The organism is Flexistipes sp. (assembly GCF_036172515.1).
Classification (GTDB): Bacteria; Chrysiogenota; Deferribacteres; order Deferribacterales; family Flexistipitaceae; genus Flexistipes.
The window spans coordinates 1-26920 of record NZ_JAXKVW010000018.1 but is presented as its reverse complement, the minus strand read 5'-3'; the positions used below and the strand labels follow the sequence as shown (position 1 = coordinate 26920).

At 36.6% G+C, this 26920-nt stretch carries 18 protein-coding genes; 12 read left to right on the top strand and 6 right to left on the bottom strand.

The genetic code is table 11. The annotated features are described in order from the left end of the window. Window positions 1–12: 12 nt before the first annotated feature. Complete coding sequence (locus UMU13_RS10475) at window positions 13–1968, bottom strand: hypothetical protein (RefSeq protein WP_328218988.1); 1956 nt, start codon at window positions 1966–1968, stop codon at window positions 13–15. 133 nt (window positions 1969–2101) lie between these two features. Between UMU13_RS10475 and UMU13_RS10470 the strand changes: the two genes are divergently transcribed. From UMU13_RS10470 to UMU13_RS10445, 6 genes are all read left to right on the top strand, one after another. Next, entirely contained in the window at window positions 2102–3430 is a 1329-nt protein-coding gene (locus UMU13_RS10470; RefSeq protein ID WP_328218986.1) for a helix-turn-helix transcriptional regulator, read from the top strand. A 125-nt stretch (window positions 3431–3555) separates the two neighbouring features. Further along, window positions 3556–4839, top strand: a complete 1284-nt coding sequence (locus UMU13_RS10465; RefSeq protein WP_328218984.1) for a hypothetical protein — start codon at window positions 3556–3558, stop codon at window positions 4837–4839. After that, window positions 4817–5506: a condensin complex protein MksE gene (locus tag UMU13_RS10460; protein WP_328218983.1), complete on the top strand. Its 690-nt coding sequence runs from the start codon at window positions 4817–4819 to the stop codon at window positions 5504–5506. Before UMU13_RS10465 ends, UMU13_RS10460 begins: the two co-directional genes overlap by 23 nt. Then, window positions 5497–9033: an SbcC/MukB-like Walker B domain-containing protein gene (locus tag UMU13_RS10455; protein WP_328218981.1), complete on the top strand. Its 3537-nt coding sequence runs from the start codon at window positions 5497–5499 to the stop codon at window positions 9031–9033. The genes UMU13_RS10460 and UMU13_RS10455 overlap by 10 nt, the downstream gene beginning before the upstream one ends. 1 nt (window position 9034) lies before the next feature. After that, window positions 9035–9997, top strand: a complete 963-nt coding sequence (locus UMU13_RS10450) for a Wadjet anti-phage system protein JetD domain-containing protein (RefSeq protein ID WP_328218979.1) — start codon at window positions 9035–9037, stop codon at window positions 9995–9997. Between the two features lie 446 nt (window positions 9998–10443). Continuing rightward, window positions 10444–11763 (top strand): sodium-dependent transporter, encoded by a 1320-nt coding sequence (locus UMU13_RS10445; RefSeq protein WP_328218977.1) that lies wholly within the window; start codon window positions 10444–10446, stop codon window positions 11761–11763. 264 nt (window positions 11764–12027) lie between these two features. Here UMU13_RS10445 and msrA read toward each other — a convergent pair whose 3' ends face one another. Continuing rightward, entirely contained in the window at window positions 12028–12618 is a 591-nt protein-coding gene (gene msrA / locus UMU13_RS10440) for a peptide-methionine (S)-S-oxide reductase MsrA (RefSeq protein WP_328218975.1), read from the bottom strand. A gap of 136 nt (window positions 12619–12754) precedes the next feature. Further along, window positions 12755–13057 (bottom strand): hypothetical protein, encoded by a 303-nt coding sequence (locus UMU13_RS10435; RefSeq protein ID WP_328218973.1) that lies wholly within the window; start codon window positions 13055–13057, stop codon window positions 12755–12757. Window positions 13058–13499: 442 nt separating this feature from the next. On the opposite strand from UMU13_RS10435, the gene UMU13_RS10430 reads away from it, so the two are divergent. Beyond that, window positions 13500–14411 (top strand): ArsA family ATPase, encoded by a 912-nt coding sequence (locus UMU13_RS10430; RefSeq protein WP_328218971.1) that lies wholly within the window; start codon window positions 13500–13502, stop codon window positions 14409–14411. A 20-nt stretch (window positions 14412–14431) separates the two neighbouring features. On the opposite strand, the gene UMU13_RS10425 is transcribed toward UMU13_RS10430, so the two are convergent. Further along, window positions 14432–15862 (bottom strand): SDR family oxidoreductase, encoded by a 1431-nt coding sequence (locus UMU13_RS10425; protein ID WP_328218969.1) that lies wholly within the window; start codon window positions 15860–15862, stop codon window positions 14432–14434. 240 nt (window positions 15863–16102) lie between these two features. On the opposite strand from UMU13_RS10425, the gene corA reads away from it, so the two are divergent. The 5 genes from corA (at window position 16103) to UMU13_RS10400 (ending at window position 23991) form a co-directional block, all read left to right on the top strand. Beyond that, the gene (corA, locus tag UMU13_RS10420; protein WP_328218967.1) at window positions 16103–17167 is read left to right on the top strand and encodes a magnesium/cobalt transporter CorA; all 1065 of its coding nucleotides are present in this window, start codon (window positions 16103–16105) and stop codon (window positions 17165–17167) included. A 52-nt stretch (window positions 17168–17219) separates the two neighbouring features. Then, entirely contained in the window at window positions 17220–17402 is a 183-nt protein-coding gene (locus UMU13_RS10415) for a hypothetical protein (protein ID WP_328218965.1), read from the top strand. A gap of 278 nt (window positions 17403–17680) precedes the next feature. After that, window positions 17681–18196 carry a TIGR03546 family protein gene (locus tag UMU13_RS10410; RefSeq protein WP_328218963.1) on the top strand — a complete coding sequence of 172 codons (516 nt, stop codon included), beginning with the start codon at window positions 17681–17683 and terminating at the stop codon, window positions 18194–18196. Window positions 18197–18198: 2 nt separating this feature from the next. Continuing rightward, window positions 18199–19917, top strand: a complete 1719-nt coding sequence (locus tag UMU13_RS10405) for a TIGR03545 family protein (protein WP_328218961.1) — start codon at window positions 18199–18201, stop codon at window positions 19915–19917. Between the two features lie 573 nt (window positions 19918–20490). Next, entirely contained in the window at window positions 20491–23991 is a 3501-nt protein-coding gene (locus tag UMU13_RS10400) for an ATP-binding protein (protein ID WP_328218959.1), read from the top strand. Window positions 23992–24082: 91 nt separating this feature from the next. Here UMU13_RS10400 and UMU13_RS10395 read toward each other — a convergent pair whose 3' ends face one another. Further along, window positions 24083–24808: an RluA family pseudouridine synthase gene (locus tag UMU13_RS10395; RefSeq protein WP_328218957.1), complete on the bottom strand. Its 726-nt coding sequence runs from the start codon at window positions 24806–24808 to the stop codon at window positions 24083–24085. Window positions 24809–25207: 399 nt separating this feature from the next. Further along, window positions 25208–26869 (bottom strand): hypothetical protein, encoded by a 1662-nt coding sequence (locus UMU13_RS10390; protein ID WP_328218955.1) that lies wholly within the window; start codon window positions 26867–26869, stop codon window positions 25208–25210. Window positions 26870–26920 lie beyond the last annotated feature (51 nt).

The following is a 26920-nucleotide window of genomic DNA, read 5'->3' as shown; positions in this document are numbered from 1 at the left end:
TTAATTTATCTGCTAATAAGTTATATACGCTTCTCCTACTTCAACTCCACCATCATAATCTACTCTGAATAGTGCTTTATTACCACCCACCGGCCAGTAAATACTGACATTGTCATTATCTTCGGCATCATAACCGTATATACGATACAAACCCTTAGATTTATCCACATCAAAAGTCGGGGTTACCGTTCTTTCTTCATTTGTAGCCGGATCTAAATATGTTATCGAAGTATATGCTTTATTGCCATCTACCACCATGCTTCCCCTTTCAAAAGGCAGAGTGGTAATCAGACTAACAGTGCCGTTATCTTTTATATCCAAAATTCTTCTAACAGCCAAATTCAATTTTCCATTAAAATCAGGAACATTTTCGCCGTCCTTCCTAAAATATCCCACAGTAAGACCTATATATTTTTCGCCGGTGCTATTGTCCACTTCCCAGCCCTGACCGGCTCCACTTTCAAACATCTCATAAATACCGTGTCCTGTATCATAAGCAAATCCGATAAAGTCACCGTTTAAATAAAGCGTATCACCAGAATCTATTTTAACAGTACCATTATCATAAACTGTTATATTATCTGTATAGGGTTCGATTGTACCATTGCTTAAGTCAAGATCAGCAAATGTAGCCTGGTAATCACCGGCTTCCATATTTACAAAAGACTCATTGTCAGACATATATGCAGTTCCAACAGTCTCAACCGTACCGTTATCAATTATAATAGAAATACCGGCTCTGGTACCTATATGTTGCAGCAAATATATATCTACGTTATCTGATTCACTAAACTCAAACATGGCAACATTACTTAAGACACCGTTGCCCGCCGGAAGTATCTGCCCCCTCTTAAAAGTAGGGTTTATAACTCCCCCTCCTGAAGCAAGACTAATAGTCATGTTATCTGCATTTATTGTGCCGTTATCAAGAATTTCTTTAATATTAAGGCTGCCATATCCAATATCATTTCCATCACCGAAAACATCAGAAAATATAAACCTTTTTTCACCTGAATAATAGTTCTGCACTTTCTCCATTAATTTTTGTGAAGTTTGAAAGTTTGACGGCAGCATACTTGTAACAGCAAGACATATATTTGACCCGTCGTCAAAAATGCTTCCATGGTTAACAACAAGCCCGAACCCGCCGCCAAATGCTTCCAGATTCATAACACCTGTAACAGAAAAGGAGTCGAACATCATAGTTCCGCCATTTATAAGACCGACAGACGTATCCCTATACAAAAGCTTTCCTTGTTTATCAACAGTTAAATTATCATACATTAGACCTAAATCTGTTAAATTGTCCCAAAGATTTGAATATCCGCTGTCCCCGATATTTATTCCCGCCTGGCCGGTGGTATTATCACAAACACCCAAACCTATTGCTCTATATTCCCCAGGGGGTAAGCTGGAAAGCAGTGTCCCTGAAAACAAGATTTTATTTAATTTTTCCATTAACTCTGGATCTGAAACCGGGTCGGAATATAACCCACTTACATTATCTCCCATTCCTATAAGATTTGCAAAATTTCCAGCCGCTTGGGTAATATCGAGACCGGTATCTTTAAACGCAAATTCTTTGAATATTTCATTTGTCAAAGGGGAGATATTATAAGAATTATTATCATTTAATTCACCGATAAACACCATTGTTGGTGCTACCAAGCCGGTATCATTATCTATTCCGCCAAAAGATTTCAAATAAATTTGTGAAGGCATATCATCAGAATTCACATTAATTGAAAAATCTCCATCTGTATCAGTTGTGCCGCTTCCTATTACATTTTCAAAACTACTGTCTGAATAAACCTTCACCTCTGCATTACTAACATACCCATCAATCACTTTACCGGATATCTGAACCTGTTCATCAACATTGTTAGAACCACTGTCAGAGCTATTTGAGCAACCTGTGTAATAAAAGGCAAAACAAACAGCAAGAACCAAAAGTATTTTTCTGTACATATCAAAAAGTCCTCCTTGTTTTTTTATATAGCATATCAGAAAAGCCTCCATCTTACAGCCAGCTAAATGTAAACCGGCTATATTTTTGTCGACATTCTGTAGACTTTTTAAGGGATTTATTATATTTAACGGTATGAAACTACAGATACCGGCCAAATGGCTTTTTAATAATATTGGTTTTTTAAAATACAGCTTCCCTTTTGCAGCCTTTTTGACCTGGATGTGGCTTATACCTTTAAACGGATATCTGAGCAGCTACATTTCAATAAATAACCCCTCTTTATCTTTTATATCTGGTCAGGGTATTGGATTACTGATTATCGGAACATTCAAACGCTGGAATCTTATCAAGAAATTAAAAATACTTTTCCTAATCCTGACAGTTTTTTTTACATTATTACTCTTCCCAGTAAACAATGCATTTGCATTGCATATATTTTTAGTTGCGGCAGGTATATCATCTGCTCCCTTAATTCTATTTGCAATTCTATATCTCAAATACACAGGACAAGTGTTTTTTAATGCTTTAGGAGCCTTTACTTTAGCTTTCTTACTGTGTTTTATAACAGAAATTATTCCCATCAATTATCAGACTAAAATCGTATTTATTCTATTAATTTTTGCAGCAGGAATGCTCTGTTTTAAACCTTCAGATTCAGAAAATTGCCCAAAAATAAAACTTGACTCCTATTACTTCCTGTTAACGTTATTTTATGTAACCGGCGGCATGTTATACTCTTATATAATCCAAAATCTCATACAAAAAGCATTTCTAAGTATCCCTGAGCATTTGTACTACTTAATCGGTATTTTTGCAGGAGCCTGGTTGTTTAAATACAAAAAAGAAGCACCTGTCCTGGGAGCTATAGCATCAGGCATACTTGCATTTAGCTTTATTCATGAAAAGCAGCCTTTGCTTCATTTTCTCAGCAATTTCACTCTGCACGTTTCTTTTGGTTTTATCGAGATATTCATCATTCTTTTTATTATTATGAAAATCAAACAGTATACACAAGCTGCATTTTTACTTTTCAGTATGTGTCTGGGTATTTTTTTAGGCCAGTTGATAACAATGACACTAAGCGAGGAGATTTTACTTAGTATAGGGATTGTTGCAGGGAATATTGTAATGATTATTACCCTTTTTATTTTATTTTTTTCCAAGCCCATTCCGGGCGAACAAAGGCTCTCTTCAACAAAAACAGAATCTGAAGTTATTAAAAATGCAGCGACTGTCGGATCACAGCATATCGATCGTCGCATTTTAAACCGTGCTTATTACAGACTGTCTGAAAAGGAGTACCAGGTTTTACTTTATACTTTGGACAAAAATACAATAAAGAATATCTCAAGCGAGCTTCAGATTTCTGAATCAACAGTCAAAACCTATCTCAGCAGAATTTATGAGAAATTTAATATAACAAACAAAAAGCAGCTCATAGATTTATTTCTAAGGAAATAATGTTTCACCTATCCTCAGTTATTTCACCAAAATCGTCAAACTATTGACATATCTTTCAGAAAAATGAAAAGGCTTTAATGAAAATTTCATTTAAACATGTTTTAAAACGTGATAAACTATAACTTATGCAAGAAAATGAAATCCTGGCAAAAATAAAATATCTGCTTACAAAATTTCCTGACGGTATCACTCTTACCCATGCCGAAATTTTGACTTTGTACCTTTTGTATCTGCATAAAGAGGAAGCGGACGAAAACGATTTTATTGACAAAGATGTTGTCGATATAGCAATACAGCGGAGTTTCAGCTATCTCAGCAATTTTGATTGCGAGCTGCCTTGGCGGACTGATACGGTAATGGAAAACCTCATCAAGAAAGGTTTTTTATTGTATTCCTCCACAGAAAAGAATGCATATTATATTTCCGAAATCAGCTCCAGCGTATTAAGGGGGCTTTTTAACAGAGATACCGAAACGACTTCTGACGTTGAAAGTAATTTAAATACTATACTTCTCTCCATTAAAAGTCTTGAAAATGCAGACGAAAACGACATTGACTCCTTTTTCAGACACACGTTTTTCGATCTTATTTTAAAACTTGATATTAAGATAAAGCAGCTGAAAGAAGATATTGTGGACAGTAAATGGGAAATAAAATCAGCCATAAGAAGCGGGAGCGAAGAGTCTTTCAGCTATTTCCTGCAAGGTCTTGAAAAAATAAGGGAACGCTTAAAGGAAATATCAACATCCCTTTCAAAATATTCATCATATAACCAGATATTATACATGATGAATACCATCGAAAAACGTTTCGAAAACAGCAGCGAAGTAACAGACAATATTCATAAAGCTTCGAGAAAACTCTTCAGCATAAAGAATGAACTGGAAAATACACTGACAGATGTTACAGAATTTATAAACAGACACGTCAGTCTTTTAACTTCCCAAATAAGTATAAGTGCATTGGATAAGATACTGGAGTTTCAGAAAAAACTATTAAATGAGTTCGCAGCCACCCCGGTTTATCTGAGAAAACCCAAACGCCTGAAAGTTGCTGATTTCAAATACAACTGGAAAACCCAGGAGCGAAAACCCGTATTTATCGATACGGAAAACAAAATACTCCGGGAAGAAGTTGATACACTTGAAAAGGAAGAATTGAAAAAGATTATAGAGTATATAATGAAAGAGCTTGAAGAAAAAAATCATATAGACTACATTCAGGCAATAATGCAGTTTGATTTGGTAAAGGAAAATCTGCCCAAATACTATAATAAAATACTCTACGAGCTGTCTGAAATATGTAATGTCTTTGTTAAAAACTCTGAATTCAAATATGAAAACTGTTATTTATCAGAAATATCATTAAGCAAACAAAAGGTAAAACATGCCGGAAACAAGTATAATTAAGCTTATCAGAGACCATAACCCCCTTTTTAAAAAAGTAAATTATTTATTGCAGGACGGCATAAATGTTCATGCAGGCAACATGCCGGCTGAATATAATTTCATCGAAGAAAACATAAACATACTGACGGAATATTATGATTTTCTCGGATATAAACTGCAGAATTATGACAGCAATTTTTATCTGTCCGTTCCCAGAAAAGACCGGTACACATCATTTGAGTATTTCAGTAAATCCGAAACGTTTCTGGGGATGTATCTGGCCCTTAAATTTTTTCAGAATACCGAGAACCCGACATTTAATGCTGACGAACTGTTTGAAGAGTTGAATTCCATCTTCCCCCTTGAGAATCTCTATGAAATTTTTGTAAAAAGAATGCAGAATTTTTATGAATCGGATAAACGTCTTGAAACAGTAAATGAAAATTACGCTAAAACCCTCAGGCAGTTAAATAAATACAACTTTCTGGATATAGTCTCCGGCACACCCGGAAATATTAATTATTCCTCCATAGAAATCAAAGGCAGCATCAAAAGATTTTTCGACCTTGCTTTGGAGCTTTATGATAAACAATCTGAAGAGGAAATGGATATAGAAGAAATTTTAAATATATTCATTAAGGATACGGAATTCGATAACGATGAAGGAGCGGACGGCGAATGGGAGTAAAACTCGAAAAAGAAAGCATATATTTAGACTCTCTTGTGATAGTCGGCTTTAATTTGTACCCAAAATGCATTATGCATTTTGACAAAACTTTCACCTCCCTTTTCGGCAAAAACGGGGTGGGCAAAACCACTTTGTTGGATGCTATCCAAACAGGGCTGATAGCAAATCAGCAGTATACTAAATTTAATGTCACAACCCAGAAAGACGACCGCTCACTCGGCGATTATATGCTGGGATCGGCAGGCTATATATTCTTCAACATTAACAAATTTCAGCAGCATTATGCCGGCAGGCCCCCAGAAAACAGCAAAACCCTGTCTTTCGGTATAAGGCTTATCAAAAACCCTGATACAAAAGTTGATATCAAACCGATTGCTCTGGAAAATGTTACTGTAGCTCCTGACGATTTTTTTGAAGGAAACCGGCTCATTGAAAATCTTGCTCAGCTTAACAAACATCTGTTAAGCAAATACCCCAATCTTGAATTCCGAAATTTCCAGACAGTCACCGAATATCACCAATATTTGTACAACAGGGGGGTGTTGGCAATAAACATTTCATCAAAGATTTCGGAATTTTCCACACTTTACAGGTCAATCTCCACAGGTATCCTCCGTCAGGGTAAAAAAATGATAAAGGATGTCCTCTCCTCCACCGATTCCAGTCCGAAAAAACTTATTCAGTCTTTAACAAAAAGTATAAGGCAGCGCAGCGAAGTGGTAAGAAAAATTGAGCGTATAAAAGCCATAAGGGATGAAGTATACGCCTTGGAAGATGCGGCAAACAAATATCATGACAACTGTGTAAAATATTACAGCGATCAGCTTAACAAAAGCATATCCAAACTTGAAAGCATGAAAACGAAATTGTCCAAAAATAATGATACGATTGAAAACCATAACAGAAAACTTGAAATAATTAATGCCGATATTGATGAAAAAAATGCCCACCTGCAGGATACTGAAGAGCAGCTTGAAAAACTGCTGCAGAACATTTCAGATTTTGAAAGAAGCTATGCCGCTTTTGAAGAGTATACCGAGTTACTTAAAACTTCAGCAGAAAATGAAAACATATTAAAAGAGTTGACAGAGAAAATCCGTGAGCTGGAAAATAACATTTCCGTGAAAAAACAGAATCTTGAAGATATTTTTCAATCTAAAAATTTTGCGGAGAAAGATAAAATAAAAATTGAAGGCGAGTTAAAAGCCCTCTCTGTTAATTATGAAAATTACAACAATCTTATCAAATATCTGCAGAATGTTACATCCTACACAAAAGACAGAATAGGTACTGTCACAGATTTTGAAAAAATGCTTGATCACTGGAATCAAATCAGCAGAGACATTGAAAGTCTGCCGTTCTTAAAAAAAGAATACAAAAACCTCACAGAAAAACTGAAAATCCACAACAAAGCGGTGTCCATAAAGAATCGTCTCAGCAGTGATATATCATTTGAATCCAAAGAGGAGCTTAATACTGAAGGCAAAACACTGGAGTCCGAGCTTTACACCCTCAAAAAGGAGACTGAAGAAAAAGAGCATATTGTTGAAAATATAGACAAGGAAATAAACGAACTTCTCAAGGGTAAAATTGTACTTCCGGAAGCCCTGAAAAATTTCAACGGCCAGTTTTTATACAAAAAGTTTGATGACATACCCATTGATGAAAGTGAAAAACTGGAATCGCTGCTGGGAGACATGAAATATGCCGCTGTAGTGTCTGATTCAAAAGATATTTACGATTACGCAAATGGTTCTGACAAACTGTTTTTTGTTACCGGAGATATTGATACAGACAAATATTCTGTGGAAAAGCTTCAGGATGGATATCTTATCTATGACAGTAAAGCGCCATCTGTAAAACGGTATGAGCCAGCTCCGAAATATCCGGTAATAGGTGAAAAATCCAGAAAAGCAAGGGTCGAGGCTTTGAGGCAGAATATCAAAGATACAAAATCTGTAATCGAAAAAAACAATCGCAGAATGCAAACTATTTCAACCCTTTTGAAGGATATTTATGAGTTAGACCACATTTTTGATTATCTCTATCTGAAAAATCTCACCGATGAAGCGGATGACCTAAAAAAGCAAATAGAATACATAGAGGAAAAAAGCTTTGTTTTTAACAAAGTCAAAAACGATTTCCAGCAAATCCTGAGATTAAAATATTACTTCGGACGATCTGACTATAAAGACGATTACGAGAAAGCAAAAAAAGAACTGACAGAAATCAAAAAGCATATAGAAAATCTGGACAAAGATTATTCTGAACTTAAAAGTAAGATAAATGAACTGGAATCTCTTCTTGATAAAGAAAAAAATGAATTTCACAAAGCAGAGAAGATTTATAATAAAAACATAACAATAAAAGAGCGTTTAGAGAATGAATATCCGAGGGATATTCTGCTGGGGAAAGTTGATTTCAGCGAAATCGAAACACTCAGAAAGGAAAAAAGCAGGATGAGCGAACTCAAAAACACTTACAGTAAAGAGATAGACCGTTTAAAAGATGAAAGAAGAGAAATTCAGTCAGAGCAAAAAAGGCTGGTGGACGAAATTACCCGTTTAAGAGATGATATAGAGGTATACGAAGAGAAAATTTCTCACTACAAAGATGTATCCCTTGAGCTTACAGGCGAAGAGTTATCACCCAAAACGTTTGATATAAGTGACGCTTCCTTTTATGAAAGCAGAGGAATATTTGAGAAGGAAATGACATCATTTTTACAAAAATACGACAAAGACATGCCAAAAACACCAAACATTTTGGATAAATTTAATGAAACGGTTGTAAAAGTTTTCCCGAACTTTCAGTCGCTGACAAAACTGCAGGAAGATCTGGAAAAACTGAATGTACAGCTGCTTCAAATCGAAGATGAAATAAAGTCAGTAATCGGAAATTTCAAGTCGGGAATTGAGGAAAATATTTTCAGGGTAAAAAGAACGTTACGCAAATTAAACAGTGACCTGGAAAACGTGCATTTCGGCAAAATCCGACAGATAAAATTACGGGTGGAAGAGCGGCCTGCTTATCACAAACTTCAGCATATTCACCAGTCGGATTCCATAATGAGTCTTCTTGAGTCCGAAGATGTGGACTTCGATGCTTTTATAAAAGATTTGGGCAGAAGTCTCGGTTACAGCCGCTCGCAGGTAAACGAGGATGATGTTCTGGATTACCGCAACTATTTTGATATTGAAATAGATTTGTTTGATAACTCCGGCAACCGAAGAAACAAAGGGCTTTCCAACGGTGAAAATCTGGGCACCAATATTGTAATTGTCTTAAGTATGCTAACAAGATTTTCCGAAGAAAGCCTGAAAGATAAAATGCTGCCCATCGTCCTGGATGAAGCTGACAGACTGGATGTGGACTCAATCAATACGTTATTTGAAATTGCAGAAAACTGGGGACTGCAGCTCATTGTGGCACTACCCAATATTCCCAATTTTAACAGAGGCATGCACTATCATCTCATTGCCTCAGACAACGGAGTGGTTATGCCGCATACCAGATTTGAAGGGTAAAATGCTTGACAGATGCCTTCTGATAGCAAAACTTCTTGAAAATAACGAATGCAGTTATTCGAAGCATCTGGATGATTTTATAAACTCGGATATCCTGATAAAAAAAGGCCGATATAAAGTTATTATAAACGATTATAATTATCTCCGGAATTACTTCAACAACCACTGCAGGGAAATTTACGAAAAATACAACATACTCTCCGAACTGAATATCTACCCCAAAAGCATGGAAAATTTGGAAAAGGCTTACAAACTTTATGCCTACCTGAAAAATAATGAGTTAAGAGGAACCGACCTGCGCCAGCTGTCTGCGTTAGTATTTGGTGATTCCAAAACTATTCAAAAATCTTCAATTTTAAAAACGCTTGTCAATGAATTCAGACCGCTTAGTGCCGGTAGTTATTACAATATTATTCACATCAGATGTGACAAAAACATACATTTGGAAAATATAGACATTACCGATGTAATGAAAAGTAACGGCTTTTTCTCCTGTTTTGCCGATAAGCTGGAGATTATATCTGCAGAGGCTGAAAATACAGTAATTTTTGAAAATCTGTCACCTTTTTTCAGACTAAATCCGAATAATTCAATGTTTATTTACGCTGCAGGCTTTCAAAATATTGGTGAAATCGGCAGACAGCTGAAAAACAGCGATTTCGGAAATATTATACATTTTGGTGATGTGGATCCCGCCGGTCTTCAGATTGCTGACATTTTAATGTCATATATTCCAGGAACTTCTTTCTTTCCTGATATAAATACCATAGAAAAGGCAATAAATAATATACATACACCTGTTTACGCCGAAAAAAAATACGAAACACAATCTCTTGATTCTGATGATTTGAGAGAAATAGCCGAAATGATGACCGAATACGGCCACATCAGAATTGAGCAGGAAATGATAGTTTCTCTGGCAGAAAAAGGTGTAATAAACCTGCCTGACTGGTGCCGGTCATAACTTTAATACCAAATCGCAGTCAAAAGAGTAATAAATCCCATAAGAAGATACTCACCTTTTGGAAGTGGCGCTTCAGCGCCGCCCTTAAACAATCACTGTAAACAAAGAAGCTCATATTGCAGGGCTGAAGCCCTGCTTCCTCTATTGTTCAATTAAATACAAATTGATATAAGTCCTGAACATAAAATTTTATGATAGACAGTTGACAAATCATTTTATAACAATCATATAGAATATTTGTGACTTTAAACTTTTTTATAATGTTGAAAGCTTTGAATAAGTACCCCACCTATACTCCTCTAAATTAGGGGAGGAACTTAGCTCACCTCCTATCAAAGAGTTAGGAGGGGCTGGGGGTGGTAAGATTTATAGTGGTTCAATTATTCAAAGCTCTTGACTTTTAGTTTTATTAAAACATTGAGGTAGAGTTAATCAAAGGAGTTTTTATGAAAAGAGAGAAGTGGACAGGAAAAATGGGTTTTATACTGGTCAGTGTGGGATCAGCAATAGGTCTTGGAAATATATGGCTTTTTTCATGGCGTATAGGTGAATACGGCGGCGCGGCATTCCTGATTCCGTATTTAATTTTTGTTTTCGGCATTGCCAGTGTCGGACTTATGGAAGAATGGGCATTCGGCAGAAGCCAGGTAAAAGGAGCGATCGGAGCTTTTGAAAAGGTTTTTGAAGAAAAGAAAAAAGGGACCGGCAAAATCGGGGCGGCTCTGGGTTTTATTCCGGTAGCGGCTGTCTTTTCCATTTATATATTTTACGCCATAGTGATAGGCTGGCTTCTGAAGTACTTCGTTTTGTCATTTACAGGAGCCTTCAATGTAATAAACATTCCGGATTATTTCGGAACCTTTACCGGTACTGCAAGTACCATAGGATGGCATGCAGCTGCAGTTATCGGGACAATGGTAATCGTATTTTTCGGTGTCCAAAAAGGTATTGAAAAGGCAAACAAAATTATGATGCCTGTACTATTTGTTATTCTGCTCATTTTGGTAATAAGATCAGTAACACTGACAGGGGCGATGGACGGTATAAAATATATTTTTGTTCCTGAATGGTCTAAACTTGCTGAAGTCAAAACCTGGATTATGGCTCTCGGACAGGCATTCTTTACATTAAGTCTTGGTGGGGCAACAATGCTTGTTTACGGAAGTTATGCCCGTGATGACACTGACATCCCTTCCGCTTCAATACAGGCCGTACTGTTTAATTTTATGGCATCAATGCTGGCTGCGTTAGCCATCATCCCCGCTGTGTTTGCATTTGGCCTGGATCCGGCAGCCGGCCCCGGACTTTTGTTTGTCAGTATACCAACAGTTTTTGCCAAGATGCCCGGAGGTTATATATTCGGTATTCTGTTTTTTCTCTCAGTAGTATTTGCCGGATTTTCATCTTCAGTAAGTATGCTTGAGCCTGCAGTGGAAGGCTTTATGGATAAAACCGGGTTTTCCCGAGGGAAAGCTGTACTGTTATTAAGTATTGTAGCTTTTCTTGTGGGCTTGCCGCTGGATGTTGACATGTCAAAATTCGGCACATGGGCGGACATAACAACCATTTACGTTCTGCCCTTCGGCGCTCTTGTTTCTGCTGTAGTATTCTTTTGGGTTTTTGGTGCAGATAAGGCAAGGGCTGAAATCAATAAAAACTCCAACATACGCTTTGGCAAATGGTTTGAACCTTACGGCAAATATATATTTGTATTTGTAGCTTTTATCGTAGTAATATTAAATATAGTTTACGGGGGTATCGGTTAAATATAAATTTTCTCCGTATTTGATTTATTCAGGAAACATGGCTTGAAATGCCGTGATGCGTAAAGAAGATGTATTTAGAGGTATTTGAGGTAGTTAAGGTAGTTAAGGTACTTAAGGTAGTTGAAAAGGTTGAATAAACTGATTCTGTTGAAATTATACTACAAACATCTACTTCTCCACTTCTCTACCCCCTATCTCCCTATCTCACCAATAAATTACCATAACTTTTAACAAAACGGCAAGATAACAGCTAAAATATACGAGTCAGTGAACAGCCTTTTCCCCCCAGATTTCTTCCAATCTCTGATCACGTCCGCAGTTCCAGCGGTAAAACTTGTAACTGAGCGGGCTCTTTTTATAATAATCCTGATGGTAGCTTTCATCACCTTTTATCGGATAAAAAGTAGACGCATTTCTAATCGGTGTGACGACTTCTTTGTCAGGAAACATTTTTTGAATCTCTTTTTTGGACTTTTCAGCGATTTTTCTTTCTTTTTCATTTTGCACAAAAATAGCACTTCTATAGCTCGGTCCTCTGTCACAAAACTGCCCTTCTGCATCAAACGGGTCTATATTAACCCAGAAATAGTCAAGAAGCTCTTTATAACTTACCTTTGAAGGATCATATGTTATTTCCACTGCTTCAACATGTCCTTCATGGTTTCCGTTATATGTGGGATTTTTCAGTTTACCGCCGGTAAACCCTGAGGCAACTTCGCTCACACCTTCAAGCTTTTCAAAATCAGCTTCCATACACCAGAAACATCCGCCTGCCAATATTGCCTTTTCCGCCGAAGCATTTGAAGCGAAAAATATAAAACCTGCTAACATTAAAAATACAAATCTGGTCTTCATAAAACGCCTCCGCCATCCCACAGCATGGTAACTTATAATTATTTTATATTAAAATAAGAAGAATGAATGGAATGAGAAGGGAAAATTTAAAGTGGAGAACTGAAGCTAATATAAAGCCTCAGCTCACCAGATTGAGTTAGTAATTATTTGTTTTACCGAATCCTGTGCCGTCTTTGGGAGCCGGTTCCGTACCATCCCCATATCCTGAACCGGTACCATCCATCGGACCGGACTGAGCTTTTGAACCGTTATATCCACTCCCTGCAGAGTTGTCACTTCCACCGAAACCACCGGAGGCACCGTGACCATTTCCTCCCTGGCTGTTACCTGCTCCTGAACCGGCTCCATTGCCGCCACCGTGTCCACCTCTGGCCAAGACCGGTGAATTTACTGCCGCTAACATCATCACTACAGTTAGTACTGCTAATAATTTTTTCATCTTTTTCCTCCGTCATTTTTTGTGTTTATAAAACGACGAATAAAAGCAATAGTTACAAAAAAAGCTGCATAACCTACATCACGTACAGGTATTAAAAACTGCGAAAATTTGTTAAAATAAAATTGGGATTCAAGTTTCGCATTTAGTTCGGTATAGCATTAGCCTCTGGCAAATATATAGAATGTGAACATATTTACCAGTCTAAAAGACTGGGCTAGCCATAGGCATACTTGCGATAAGTACTAACGACGAAGCAATCTCCCATACGTAACACGAGATTACTTCGGGACTCTGTCCCTCGTAATGACTTATTTTCTCCGTCTTTGCGAGCGCAGCGAAGCAATCTCGTACTTGGGATTACCTCGTCGTCCGCTGTTGAGCGGACTCCTCGTAATGACGTATAAAAAGTGCAAGTCCTAAACTTGAATCAGGAGTTTAAATTATGACTAAATTATACTTAATCTGCGGAAAAGGCGGAGTAGGTAAAACCACAAATGCCTCTGCCGTAGCCCTTGCTCTGGCAAACAAAGGAGAAAAGACACTTCTCCTGTCCACAGATTTCACACCGGCGATTGGTGATGTAATGGAAACTGATATCGGCCCTGAATTCACTAAAATAAATGATTATCTTACCGCAATGGAAATGGATCATAAAACAATTACTGAAAGGTGGATACGCAAATTCGGCCCGGATTTTCACCAGATACTTTCCCGTCTTGTTGATATTGACAATCTCGACAGGGAATCTGAAAACAGCCTTTTGGAGTATATCAGTTCAGCCCCTTCCCTTCGGGAAGAAACAATGCTGGATTTTATTGTGGAATTGTCTGAAAACGAAAATTACGATAAAATCATCTGGGACTCAGCTCCTGCAGGGGAAACATTAAACCTTTTAAACATGCCTTCACTTTTAAAAAAACACCTGAAATCTGGAACGAAAATCTACGACAGCCTGGACAAACTAACAAAATTCAGATCAGGCAGGAAAAGTATCTCAAAAATTATCGATGAATGGACAGAATTGTCCGATTATATTTCAAGATATATCAAGGAGAATGCTGCATTTATCCTTGTAACAAATCCGGAAAAAGTTGTTTATAACAGGACAAAGGATATTTACCATACGCTGATTGATTACAGGATGAATGTACATGGGTGTATAATAAACAAAATTTTCAGGAATATTTCCGATAAAACGTTTAAAGAACAACAGGATAAAGCTCTAAAAGACCTTTATAATCTGTTCCATAAACTGCCTGTTGCTGAATTAGAGCACAGTATCCACAATGTAAATACCCGACAAAACCTTGAAAAAACCGGTCAAAAGCTTATCAAAGAATTACAAATTATGTAATGCTGGTAACCTCCCAATATCTATAAAACCTGTTTTTCAGCCCTTTTCACCACTCTGTGAAGCATTTTGCCGAAAATAAATTTATGAAATGGCAGCATACTGAACCAATAAAGTCTACCCATTAATCCTTTGGGGTAAAAAAAAGCCGTCTGTACAAGCGTATTATCAATCAGAGAAAACTCAAGCCAAGCTTTACCGGGTACTTTCATCTGTGCCTGTAACAAAAGCCTTTTGTTTTCCACGAGATCAACGACTTTCCAGAAATCGATGTAATCCCCTACCCTCAGCTCTTTTTCATTTCTCCTGCCTCTGTTTAAACCGTATCCGCCAATCAATTTATCCATAAGGCCCCGCAGCTGCCACAGGATATCATAAGCAAGCCACCCTCTTTTGCCTCCGAGCATCTTAACCGAGCCAAAAACTTTTTCCGCTTCGAAATTGTCCACTTCAGCAATATGCATATCTTTATAGACCGCTTTTGAAATCTCATTCACAAATGGTACATCACAATGCCTCCCTCCGCTGCTGTCACACCAGCTGCTTATAACCTGATTGTCATAAATTTCTTCAAGAGCTTTTGTAAAAGCCTTCTCATAACTTTCAGGCTGTATTTCAGGAAAAAGCTGTGAAGCCTTGTCGTTTTCCTTCACAGAAGGAAATTTCAACCCCTCAATCAACTCTTTTGCAACATCAAAGTTCACTGGAGTAAAAAGAATAAGCCAGTATGAGGAAAGATTAGGAGTGAGAAGAGGAACTTTGATAATAATTCTTTTTAAATGCATCACTTCGGCTGCTTTTAACATCATTTCTTTAAAGCTCATTTTACCGGTACCGATATCCACAACGTGAGAGCCTTTTAAATCAGAATCAGCTGCAGAAATAAGATATTTTATCACATCTTGAATTCCCACCGGTTCCGTTAAAGTTTCAACCCATCGCGGAGCCACCATTAGGGGGAGTTTTTCAGTAATGTTCCGCACTATTTCAAAACTGGCACTCCCGGAGCCTATTATAACACCCGCTCTGAAACAAATAACATCAATTTTACCGGGATCTGACGACAAAATACGGCCGGTTTCATTTCTGCTTCGCAAGTGTCTGCTGGTATTACTTTGCTCTCCCAAACCGCCTAAATAGACAATTTTCGCCACGCTATTTCTAACAGCAGCATTTCTGAAATTTTCAGCACTCTTTTTGTCCAAAGCTTCAAAATCGGAACCTTTACCCATGGAATGAATAAGGTAATATGCCGTATCAATGCCGCTTAAAGCCCTATCAAGATTTTCCTTTTCAAATGTGGATCCCTGGATAATTTCGCACTTTTTTTGCAATTCTGTATCTACTTTCCTGGTGTTTCTCACAAAAAGGCGAACGGAAAATCCCTCATCAAGCGCTTTATAAGCCAGTCTTCTGCCAATATAGCCTGTGGCACCAGTAATCAGTATCTTCATGATTTTAATAGTAACACAGGATGAATAAGAAAAAAATGAATTTGAATTAGTGCTGATGATAAAAAATTTTGTATAACCCGGCAAGACCACAAAAATCCTGTTTCAGGAAAGCTTAAAACAAAATACTACAAAATTATACTGATTGAACACAAAACAGCTACATGTTAAACTTTGCATATATTAAAAATGAAGAAGTTTATGTGATTTTTGAGCAAAAATAATGATTTAAAGGAGCACAATATGGCAAGGTTTTTAAAGAAAAAAGACAAAACAATTGGAAAGGTGCCTGGCGAGCCTGTATTCATAGGCGTAAAAAAAGTAGACCAGGCAACAATAAATGTTATTGATTATAACGATACTGAAATTTCCGAAACCTCAAATGTCGAAGCGGAATATTTGAAAACATTAAAAGAAAAAAATACGGTTAGCTGGATTAATATAAACGGTTTGCACGATATTGAACTGATCAAAGAAATTGCCGAAACTTTCGACCTGCACCCTGTTGTAGCCGAAGACATTGCAAATACAGACCAAAGACCTAAAATGGAGGATCATGAGGAATACATTTTCATCACTACAAAAATGATGCGATTTGACGAAGACAACACTAAAATTTTAAATGAACAGGTAAGCATTATATTTGGAAAGAATTTTCTTATAACTTTCCAGGAATGCCCCGGTGATACTTTTGACCCCGTCGGAAACCGTATAAGAAAGAAGCGGGGGCGTATTAGTGGTGCAAACACAGATTATCTGGCATATGCATTGATGGACAGTATAATTGACAAATACCTTGTAATTACCGAAAAGATAGGGGAGAAGATCGAAGATCTGGAAGATTTAGTACTTGACAGCACCGACAGCCAAACCCCTTACGATATAAAAAACTATAAAAGAGAGATTATTTTCTTAAAAAAGGCTTTTAAACCGACAAAAGAATTTATTCTACAGCTGAACAATATGGAATCAGGCCTGATTGATGAAAAAACTTTTCCTTTTCTTAAAGACCTTATGGATTTATCAACACAGGCGGTGGAATCCGTTGAAACGTACAGAGATTTGCTCAGCGATCAGCTTAATCTCTATAATACAAATGTGGGCAATAAATTGAATGAAATTATGAAAGTACTTACAATTTTTTCCGTTATATTCATTCCGCTTACTTTTGTTGCAGGAATATACGGGACTAACTTTGAATACCTGCCCGAACTGAAATACCGCTACAGCTATTTTATATTCTGGGGAGTTCTCATACTTATCGCTGTAGTAATGCTTAAATTTTTTAAAAACAAAAAATGGATATAATTACTTGTTCGAGAGTTTTGAATAAGTACCCCACCTATACTCCCCTAAATTAGTGGAGGGGATTAAGGGGCTTGCCCTCTTGAATGTTGTAAACAAATGGCTTAGCCATTTATTCAACTGGGGTGGTAAAATTTATAAGAATAGAGCTTTGAATAATCCAGGAAGCAGGGCTTCAGCCCTGCAGGTATACGGGGCTCTGCTTGAAAAAATGTACCTCCTATGCATCTTCCACTAATCCAGGGGGAAGAAACTCCCGAGCACCGAGCATATAAATTCTTATGTGCTCGGTGTTCGGACAGGATGGGATGCTTGTTCAAAGCTCTAAAACTCTAAAACAGTTTCTTCGAAAACAGGGAAGCAGGGAAACAAAAAATATTGAAAACTCACTGTTATCTCCCTTCAAAAACACGGCTGTGCTCAATGCATTTGGTTTGACAATACTTAAGTTGAGATATAAAATTTAATATGAACTGTAATTCGTTAAATGTAAAATAGGGAGTTAAAGGAGATAAAATGACTCATCTCATCGCCAAATTTTTAAAGGTGCTCAACTCCGAAACTGATCCTCTGCAAATAAGCCTTGGATTCTGCTTCGCCATGATTTTCGGTCTTACTCCGCTTTTTTCAATACATAACATCATAATATTACTTGCAGTTCTGATTTTACGGGTAAACCTGTCCGCCTTTATTGTAGGCTGGGCTTTCTTTACCGCTCTTTCCTTTGCACTCGACCCGCTCTTTCATATAATCGGTTTGGCAGTGCTTACCACTCCGGCACTGGAAGAATTATGGACAACTTTATACAATACCACGATATTTCGGCTCGCAAATTTCAACAACACTATTCTGATGGGCAGTCTCCTTTTTTCCGTTATTCTTTTTATCCCTCTGATGATAGTGTCCAATACTCTCATAAAAAAATACAGGGAACATTTTCTGGCTTGGGTGGAAAAAACAAAAATCATGCAGCTGTTCAAAGCGAGTAAAATTTACCGGGCATATCAGACCGTTCACGGCTGGAAGGAGTAATTATGAAAAGATGGATCAGGTGGCAGGGGCTTTTGGCATTTGCTGTCATAATCGCTTTAACAGGAATATTTTGGTTTTTCTTTGTTGACAATATAATCAAAAACAATATTGAAAAATACGGCAGCAAAGCTGTTGGTGCAAAAGTGGAGGTGGAAGAAGCCGACCTTTCTCTCATCCCTTTCGGACTGAAACTTAACAATGTCCAAATTGCAAATCCCAACGCTCCAATGAGAAATGTTGTGGAGTTTGAAAGAACTGCGATGTCCATCGAATTTGGTAAATTATTAATGAGAAAGGTTATAATAGATGAAATGTCACTGGAAGGCTTAAGGTTTAACACTGAACGACAAAATTCAGGGGCTCTTTCAAAAAAACAGAAGAAAACAGTGGCAGCTGAAAAGGATAAGAAATCCGGGCTCTCCCTGCCCTCTTTTGAACTGCCCCAGGCAGAAGATATTTTAGCGAAAGCAGATTTGAAAACACTCGAGGCGGCAAAAGAGCTTAAAAACGATATTCAAAACGCCAAGAGCAATTGGCAGAAAAGACTTAAATCGTTGCCTGATAAAGAAAAACTGCAAAGTTATAAAGAACGGATTGAAAAACTTCAAAGCTCATCAGGCGGCATAGCCGATATTCTGGGAAAAGCGAAGGAAGCCGCTTCTTTAAAAAACGATATCCAAAGTGACTTGGCTCAAATCAGACAAGCTGCCAATGATTTTAAAGAACAGAAAAATGAGCTGCAAAATAAAATTAACACAGTCACTTCACTTCCGGCTAAGGATGTTAACAGACTTATGGATAAGTATGCTTTTTCACCTGCAGGAGCTGAAAATTACACACGTCTGCTTTTTGGTGATAAAGCTGCAGATTATTTAGGTACGGTTATTTATTGGTATGAAAAAATTATTCCTTACCTTGAGGGCGGTAATAAACAACAAAATGAAAAAGAAGTCACAAAGACCCGTGCGGAAGGTGAAATGGTATATTTCAGAGAAAAAGAACCTTTGCCCCGCTTTCTGATTAAAACTGTAAAAGCGGATGTCAGTCTTGGGACCGGTGATTTGAGTGGAACGATAAAAAACATTACCTCTTCACAGCCGATTCTGGGAAAAGCTCTTACCTTTGATTTCAGCGGCAAAAAATTAGATAAAGCTGACTTAGTGTCATTTACAGGCAGTATTGATCACAGTTCGGTAAATTATACAGACATTTTTAAAGTAAATACCAAAAATTACCGGGTAAACAAAATCATACTTTTAGAATCGTCAAAATTGCCTGTAAAGATAGAGAAAGCAGCAGCAGATATCGGTGGCAATGCTGAAGTAACCGGAGGGAAACTGAGCATGAATATTGCTGCAATGCTGAACGATGTAAACTTTTCTAAGATTCCCGGCAGGGATATTGCTGCAGATGCTCTCAAAACTGCTCTTTCTGAAATTTCTGATTTTAGAATTCAGGCGGATGTTAACGGTACGCTTGATAATTACAATATGAAACTGAGCTCAACAATAGGTCAAAATCTTAAGAATGCCATGAACAAAGTTGTCAGTTCTCAGGCTGCGAAACTTAAAGATGAGCTCAGAAAAAGAATAACGGCAAAAGTGGAAACAAATATTGAAAACCTCAAAGAGGAATATGCCGGTCTGGACGCCATACAAAAAGAACTCAACAGCCGTCTTAAAATCGGCTCAGATTTAACCGGAATGCTTAGCGTTTTTTAAGTAATACCATTAGAGATTTTTAGTAATTTAATCTTTTCCGAGCACTAAAAATTTCAGTGCTCGGAACCAGTCTCTCCCTCTACAATAGTGGTAGACACAGAAGGGGTACTTTTGGTCAAATAACAGTTTTGTCACCTCGAGCGCAGCTTAGAGGTCTCATTGTCAAATAATGTCAGAGATTTCTCCAGCCCACCAAGCACATAAATTATTATGCGCTCGGCTTCGGTCGAATTACAGTGTAAGAACCTTGCACAAGTTAAAAAGCGCGGCTTCAGCCGCGCAAAGATGTATTGAAACCCGGCATTTTCAACCTTGCGGGACTGAAGTACCGCTTCCGAAAAAGCATAAAAGCATACTATTCAAAACTTTCATCTATCTATTAACAATTTCTGCGAATCCGTTTAGGTATCGGCTGCACTAATTGCCCAAGGCATTTAAAAGGGTAAACCTCAACTACTCCAATTACTTTAACTACATCTAACAACCTCTAACCACCTCCGCAAAAAAATCAATTTATATTTCAAATCCAAATTTATTGTGCTATCATCTTCTTTAGAGGGCTATAATACCGTTATGAGATTAAAGAAACTTTTATCTTCACTTTTGCTTTTCTTGGCACTTACTGCAGGTTACTCCACAGCTTTTGCAGCCCGCGATAATATTCTGGTAATCAATTCCTATTTTACCAATTATGAATGGACTGAACAGCAATTGAACGGATTTTTCTTCAAACTGAAAGAAAGCAATATGTTTGCAGGATTTGAATATCATATAGAAAACCTGGACACAAAAAAGATGCCCTTTAATGCAGAATACAGAGAACAGTTTGTACAGATGATCAAATTTAAATATTACAAAACGCCGCATTCCCCCAAAGCAATCTACATTACCGATGATAATGCCATGACTTTTTTTCTGGAGGATTTAAACAAACTTTTCCCGGAAACCCCTGTAATTTTTTCAGGAGTAAACAACCTTGACCTGATGAATAAGCTCGACCCAAAAAGATTTTCAGGATGCTTTCAGACAATGGATATCAGCAGAAACGTTGATTTTATTATAAAACATTTCGGCAGGAATAAACGGTTAATTTTCATAGGTGACAATTCTCCGACTGCTTCAATTATTAATAAGCAGATAAAAAAGACAATGGCTGAAGATTTCAAAGGTATTAATTATAAAATACAAACGATACCCTCCATTTCGGATATTAAAAGTGTGTTGGAAACAGTCAGTGAAAAGAATAACATTTATATTCTCACAACAATCGGTGCCGTTAGTCACGGTATTTCCAGAGCAACACCGATTTCAGTGGTGATTAATGAGCTTAATACCTACATCGGAAAAACCCCGTTAATTTCAATGGAGGATGTCTTTGTCAGAGAAGGTGTACTCGGCGGATATGTCACAAGCGGCAGACTGGCAGGCAGATATGCAGCCTCAATTCTCGAAACACTTTTGCAAAAACCTGAAAAGTTTAAAAATTATCTCAACTATCCGAAAATAACCAATGAGTATCTGTTTAACTATCCGGAGCTTCAAAAATTCAATATCAAAATTGAAGAACTGCCGGAAAATGCCAAAATAATAAACAAGCCGTTTTCCGTTTATGAGGAATACAAAAAGATTATATGGCTTGTAACACTCATTCTTATCTTTATGTTTATTGCAGTAGTAATGCTGGAACTTAAAATAATTGCCGACAAGAAATTCAGAGAAACGGAAAGAAAAATGAGAGAAATGCTCAGAATTTCCAGACATATAATATACCATTTTAGTTTCAGAAAACAAAAATATGAGTATATAAGCGAATACGCCTCAGAAATTCTTGGTTTTCAAATGGATTTTTTCCACACTCCGAATTCTTCCCTGCACAAGAATTTCATGAATACAAATGACTACAGTGAAGCAGCTGCAAAAATTGAAAAAGCAGCCAAAAATAAAGAAAAGAGCATAGAGCTTTCTTACAGATTAAAAACGGTTGACGGAGACTATAGATGGTTCAGAGATGTGGCTAATCTGATTTACGATGAGAACAACAACCTCAGTGCCATTGCCGGTACCGCCTATGATGTTGATACGGAAAAGCGTGTCAACGATGCAATAAATATTATCATCGCAAAAACATCCAGGGTGCAGGGAGTGGAATATTTCAATGAAATCGTTAAAGATATCTTCCAAATACTGCAGTGTAAATACGTATTTATTGCAAAGGTCAAAAATGAAAACGAGGCAGAAACTGTTGCATTTTGCAAAAATGGAGAACTAACGGAAAATTTTATTTTTAGTATAAAAAATTCTCCATGCGGCACTGATAGAGATGAAACAAAATGTATATACCCTCATAATTTAAGATTGAGTTTTCCCGAATGTGAAATGACACGCTCTTTGGATATTGAATCCTTCTTTGGTTTTCAAATGTTTGACGAAACCGGCAATAAGATAGGTTTACTTGCGGCTATGGATGACAAGCCCATGGAAAAAGAGCAGATTTATCAGAACATACTTTCACTGGTTTCCAAAAGAGCTTCTCTTGAACTGGAGCGTATTGGGTATATAAACAAGCTTAACGATGAAAGGGAGCGTCTTCATGTAATTATAAAGAGTATCGGCGACGCTGTTGTGGTCACCGACCTAAACGGCACAGTTACTCTGGTTAACAGAACTTTCGAAAATTATTACGGTAAAAAATCTTCCTATATTTACGACAAAAACATAAGGGATATCCTGTTCTTTTACGATGAAAACACATCAGAGAAAGTGGAAAACCCTGTGGATGAAATACTCGAAAACGGCCTTACCGTATCTAAAGAGGTCTCAGCCCTGTTGGAAACGGATTTGGGAGAAAGATTTTTTATAGAAGATTCAGTATCACCATTAAGAGATTTTGAGAGCAAAATAATCGGTGCTGTTCTGATTTTCAGAGATGCAACAGTTAAAAGAAAAGTCGAAGAAGAGCAGGCAAAGCAGGCAAGGCTGGAATCGGTGGGTATTTTGGCCGGCGGTATAGCTCACGATTTTAATAATATGCTCGCCGCGCTCAGTGCCAACGTCGATCTTATAAAACTTCTTGATAAACAGAACAAGTTCAGCGAAAAGATTTCTAATATCGAACAGTTAATTGGTAATGCAAAGAATCTGTCCCAACAGCTGCTTACATTTTCCAAAGGAGGCCGTCCCGAAATCAAAAAAGTGGATATAAAACCGCTTGCTGAAAACAGTTTTGAATTCATGCTCAGAGGTTCCTCAGTTTCCTATGAAATAAAAACTGATAAAAACCTGTGGACGGCACTTATAGATCCCGGGCAATTCTCACAGGTTCTGCAAAACCTTCTGATTAATGCAAGACAGGCCATAGAACCGGATTCCGGTAAAATGACCGCCAGTATAACCAATTATGAGGTTGACGAAACAGACAAAATATACGAACCGGGCAGATATCTGAAACTCGTATTGGCTGATAACGGCCCAGGTATAGAAAAAAAACAACTGGAAAAAATATTTGACCCGTACTTTTCCACCAAAGAGGGCGGAAGCGGGTTAGGTCTTGCAATAACTCATTCCGTAATTAAAAAACACAACGGCTATATACATGTGGATTCAAAACCCGGCAAAGGTACAACATTTACTATACTGATTCCGGCAACACTTCAAAAACCCGATGAAAAACACACTGACAAGATTTTTACAGTCAGCGGTATGAATAAAAAAATACTGGTTATGGACGACGATAGGATGGTGCAGGATTCCCTTGAAAATATTCTGACACATTACGGTTTTGATGTTTATATTGCCTCTGACGGAACTGAACTCTTAAAAAAATATAAGGAACTTATGGATAAGAAGGAAAAACCCTCTTTAGTCTTTCTGGACATAACAATTCCCGGCGGCATGGGGGCACAGGAAGCGATAAAGAAAGCTTTGGAAATGGATTCTGAAATAAAAGCCGTCGTAATGTCAGGATATTCGGAAAGTGATGCAATGTTAAATCCTGAAAATTACGGTTTCGTGGATATGTTGAAAAAACCGTATCAGCTGAATGACCTGCTGTTCCTTCTGGATAAATATACTTAATCTTTAAATAGAGTAAGATAGGGAGATTGATAAGTAGAGAGATAGAAATGTTTCACCCCATCTTGCATTATTTCTCGCATATTTTCTTGAACTATTTAAAATCCCGCGGTTCTGGTGCTTCAATCGTATAATCAGGCATTTCAAGTTTTTTTGCGTGAAGCATTAAGCGATGATATTTTTTGCCGCCGTATTCCGTATCCCCCAAAACCGGAAAGCCGGCATCCTGCAAATGTACCCTTATCTGGTGCGTTCTGCCCGTATATATCTTTATCAAAACTTTCGTGCATTTATTGCTGACTTCCAGAGGGGAGACAAAAGTTTTTGCCGGCTTGCCTTTAGGATCGGTATAGCTTTTGGCTTTACCGTGTTTATGTGTTTTTATATTTTTATCAATATACATATCTTCAGCCAGAATACCGCTGACCCAGGCTATATACTCTTTAGCAATTTCCTGGCTTCTAAACAGCTCAACCACTTTCTTGCGAAAAGATTCATTCTTAGCCATAAGCAAAACACCGCTCGTACCTTTATCAAGCCTGTGTATAAGCGGAAAATCGCATATCTGAGATACTTCATAGCTGGTTAAATAAGGGGATTTATTCACAGCAAAAAGGTTTTCATCTTCAAAGAGAACTTCAACCTCATCCAGTTCATTACGTCTTATTTTGAGAACTGTATCTACAGGCAATTCAGTACGGGCAATTTTTAGATGTTCTCCGCCGGCAAAAACCACTCCGCGGTCGATAAGATCTTTTGCTGCTCTGTTGGAAATACCTTCCTGTGCGGATAAAAGTTTATAAGCTTTCTCTTTTTTCATGAGTTAAATGTAGAGGCTGTTGGAAACAATGTCAAACACTATCACAATTTTATCACAGGGGGGAAAACGCATAGCACCAGCCTAAAAGGCTGGTAAATATGGGGAACACATTCAAATTAAGTTGTTGATATTAAAAGGGAAAAATAAAGCGGGCGACGGGACTCGAAAATGAACTTCTATATTATAAATGATTATATTTATGTCCACAAAACCTTGATTTTAAAGGGTTTCAGGATTTTTGCTATAATCATTTATAATCACAAAATAATGGATTTTATCACAATTTTATCACAGTAATATCACAATCGCCCAGAGGCCAAAACATTATCAAAGCAAACTAGCTATCTTAAACTTATTATAAAAAATTACACTAAACTTTACACCGTCATAATTGCAAATTTAGTTAAGTTTATTCCCAAGTATCTTTAGAGTTTCATCAATTATCTCTAACAACTCATCATCTAATTCTTTATTGTCTTGTTTTGTTTTAAATTCCTCTTGAAAATGTTTTAAATCATTTTTGTCTAAATTAGTATTTTTGAGCAAATGCTTAAATATTTGATAATCATAAACATTATCAATATCTAATATTTTGTTAAAATAATCACGAACAATGCTTTCTTCTACATTTATATTTTTTAACTGAACAATTAAATCTTTTTGAGTTTTGTTTATGTTATCCGTGTCATTAATTATTCTTTTAATTAGCTTTGGAACAAAAGTATCTTTAAGAGAAGGTTTACTGAAAATTCTTTCAATATTTCCGAAAATTTCTTTTGTTGCTTTTAATAAATACTCATCTTCCTCATTTTCTAATCTAATAAAAATTTCAATCAAATCACTCCCGACATCACCATGGGAATAGCTAATACTTAATTTCTTATAATGGGAAGTATTTAAAACAAGTTCAAGCTCAGAAGATCTACCTTTTTCTAAAATCAATTTTTCAATTCCGCTTAGTAGCAAATTTTTTGAAAACTTCACAAGTTTGTTTAATATATCTTTATTCTTATGCCATTGTAAGTTCTCTGACTCCAAGAAGTTGATAAATTTGACAATATTATCATTATCATCTCTTTCCAAATATTTTAGAACATAATTTTTATACCAGTCTTCCTGTTCCTTGGTTTTTGCAACAACTGCCTCCGAAAACTTTTCAGAAGAATAAGTAATAAATAAATCACAGAAATCAATCAAATAATTTTCATGAACTCCATTTTCTAACATACTATATAAAATATAATTTTTATATTCTTTCAGATCTTCAGTCTCTGCTAATATCAGTAAAAATTCATACTCTTTATTTGCGTGCTGAATTATTATAAGATATTCCTTAAAATTAGCATTTTTCAAATCTAAATATCTAAAAATCTCATTTGTACTAACAGAAATATTATTGTTATAACGAAAATTCTCATTAGTATAATTCCATAATATGGATATTAATGATAAAGGAATAAGCATATCATTTGATATTTCAATCAAATTTCTATTCAACAAAAAACAATAGAATCCAATTATATCATGTATTTGTGTCGTTTCCTTGAATTTACTAGAAATATTTATACTGTGAATAAAAAATAATTGTAGTAATGACTTGTTTTGAATGAGTTTGTCAACATCAGGCTTTGAATGAATATTATTTTGGTTCACACCATTCAACAAACCTTTCTTAGGTACTTCGCCATAAATACCATTAATGCTTTCTATTGTATTTTCAGACAATGCTTCTGGTATTTCAACATTCTTTAACAACATAAATTCAGTAATTCTCTTTAAAACATCAAGATCTATCGCCTCATCACTTTCAGTTTTTTCAATTATCGATGTTTCTAAAAAAGTATTTAAGTTCTCCAAAATATTTTCTTTTTCGTTTTTTATGATTTCTTTTATAAAAACTGGGTTGTTCTCAGAACCTTCAAATAAATTTACTATTACGTGAAATTTTACCTGTGAGTTTAATTCTTTACTTTGCTTAGTAAAATAGTCATAAAATATTTCACTAATATTAGTCTTTTCATTTATCTCACCAAGCGATTGAATAAATTTAGTTTTCTTCAACGGTTTCCTCGTGTTTGTTAGAATTAATGATTATTTCAACAGACTTTTCCA

What these genes read in the sequence shown, in the direction of transcription:
- UMU13_RS10470 (WP_328218986.1), top strand. Translation starts at nt 2,102, where the DNA reads ATGAAACTACAGATACCGGCCAAATGGCTTTTTAATAATATTGGTTTT.
- UMU13_RS10405 (WP_328218961.1), top strand. Translation starts at nt 18,199, where the DNA reads ATGAAAAGATGGATCAGGTGGCAGGGGCTTTTGGCATTTGCTGTCATA.
- UMU13_RS10410 (WP_328218963.1), top strand. Translation starts at nt 17,681, where the DNA reads ATGACTCATCTCATCGCCAAATTTTTAAAGGTGCTCAACTCCGAAACT.
- msrA (WP_328218975.1), bottom strand. Translation starts at nt 12,618, where the DNA reads ATGAAGACCAGATTTGTATTTTTAATGTTAGCAGGTTTTATATTTTTC.
- UMU13_RS10435 (WP_328218973.1), bottom strand. Translation starts at nt 13,057, where the DNA reads ATGAAAAAATTATTAGCAGTACTAACTGTAGTGATGATGTTAGCGGCA.
- UMU13_RS10430 (WP_328218971.1), top strand. Translation starts at nt 13,500, where the DNA reads ATGACTAAATTATACTTAATCTGCGGAAAAGGCGGAGTAGGTAAAACC.
- UMU13_RS10395 (WP_328218957.1), bottom strand. Translation starts at nt 24,808, where the DNA reads ATGAAAAAAGAGAAAGCTTATAAACTTTTATCCGCACAGGAAGGTATT.
- UMU13_RS10425 (WP_328218969.1), bottom strand. Translation starts at nt 15,862, where the DNA reads ATGAAGATACTGATTACTGGTGCCACAGGCTATATTGGCAGAAGACTG.
- UMU13_RS10455 (WP_328218981.1), top strand. Translation starts at nt 5,497, where the DNA reads ATGGGAGTAAAACTCGAAAAAGAAAGCATATATTTAGACTCTCTTGTG.
- UMU13_RS10400 (WP_328218959.1), top strand. Translation starts at nt 20,491, where the DNA reads ATGAGATTAAAGAAACTTTTATCTTCACTTTTGCTTTTCTTGGCACTT.
- corA (WP_328218967.1), top strand. Translation starts at nt 16,103, where the DNA reads ATGGCAAGGTTTTTAAAGAAAAAAGACAAAACAATTGGAAAGGTGCCT.
- UMU13_RS10475 (WP_328218988.1), bottom strand. Translation starts at nt 1,968, where the DNA reads ATGTACAGAAAAATACTTTTGGTTCTTGCTGTTTGTTTTGCCTTTTAT.
- UMU13_RS10445 (WP_328218977.1), top strand. Translation starts at nt 10,444, where the DNA reads ATGAAAAGAGAGAAGTGGACAGGAAAAATGGGTTTTATACTGGTCAGT.
- UMU13_RS10450 (WP_328218979.1), top strand. Translation starts at nt 9,035, where the DNA reads ATGCTTGACAGATGCCTTCTGATAGCAAAACTTCTTGAAAATAACGAA.
- UMU13_RS10465 (WP_328218984.1), top strand. Translation starts at nt 3,556, where the DNA reads ATGCAAGAAAATGAAATCCTGGCAAAAATAAAATATCTGCTTACAAAA.
- UMU13_RS10460 (WP_328218983.1), top strand. Translation starts at nt 4,817, where the DNA reads ATGCCGGAAACAAGTATAATTAAGCTTATCAGAGACCATAACCCCCTT.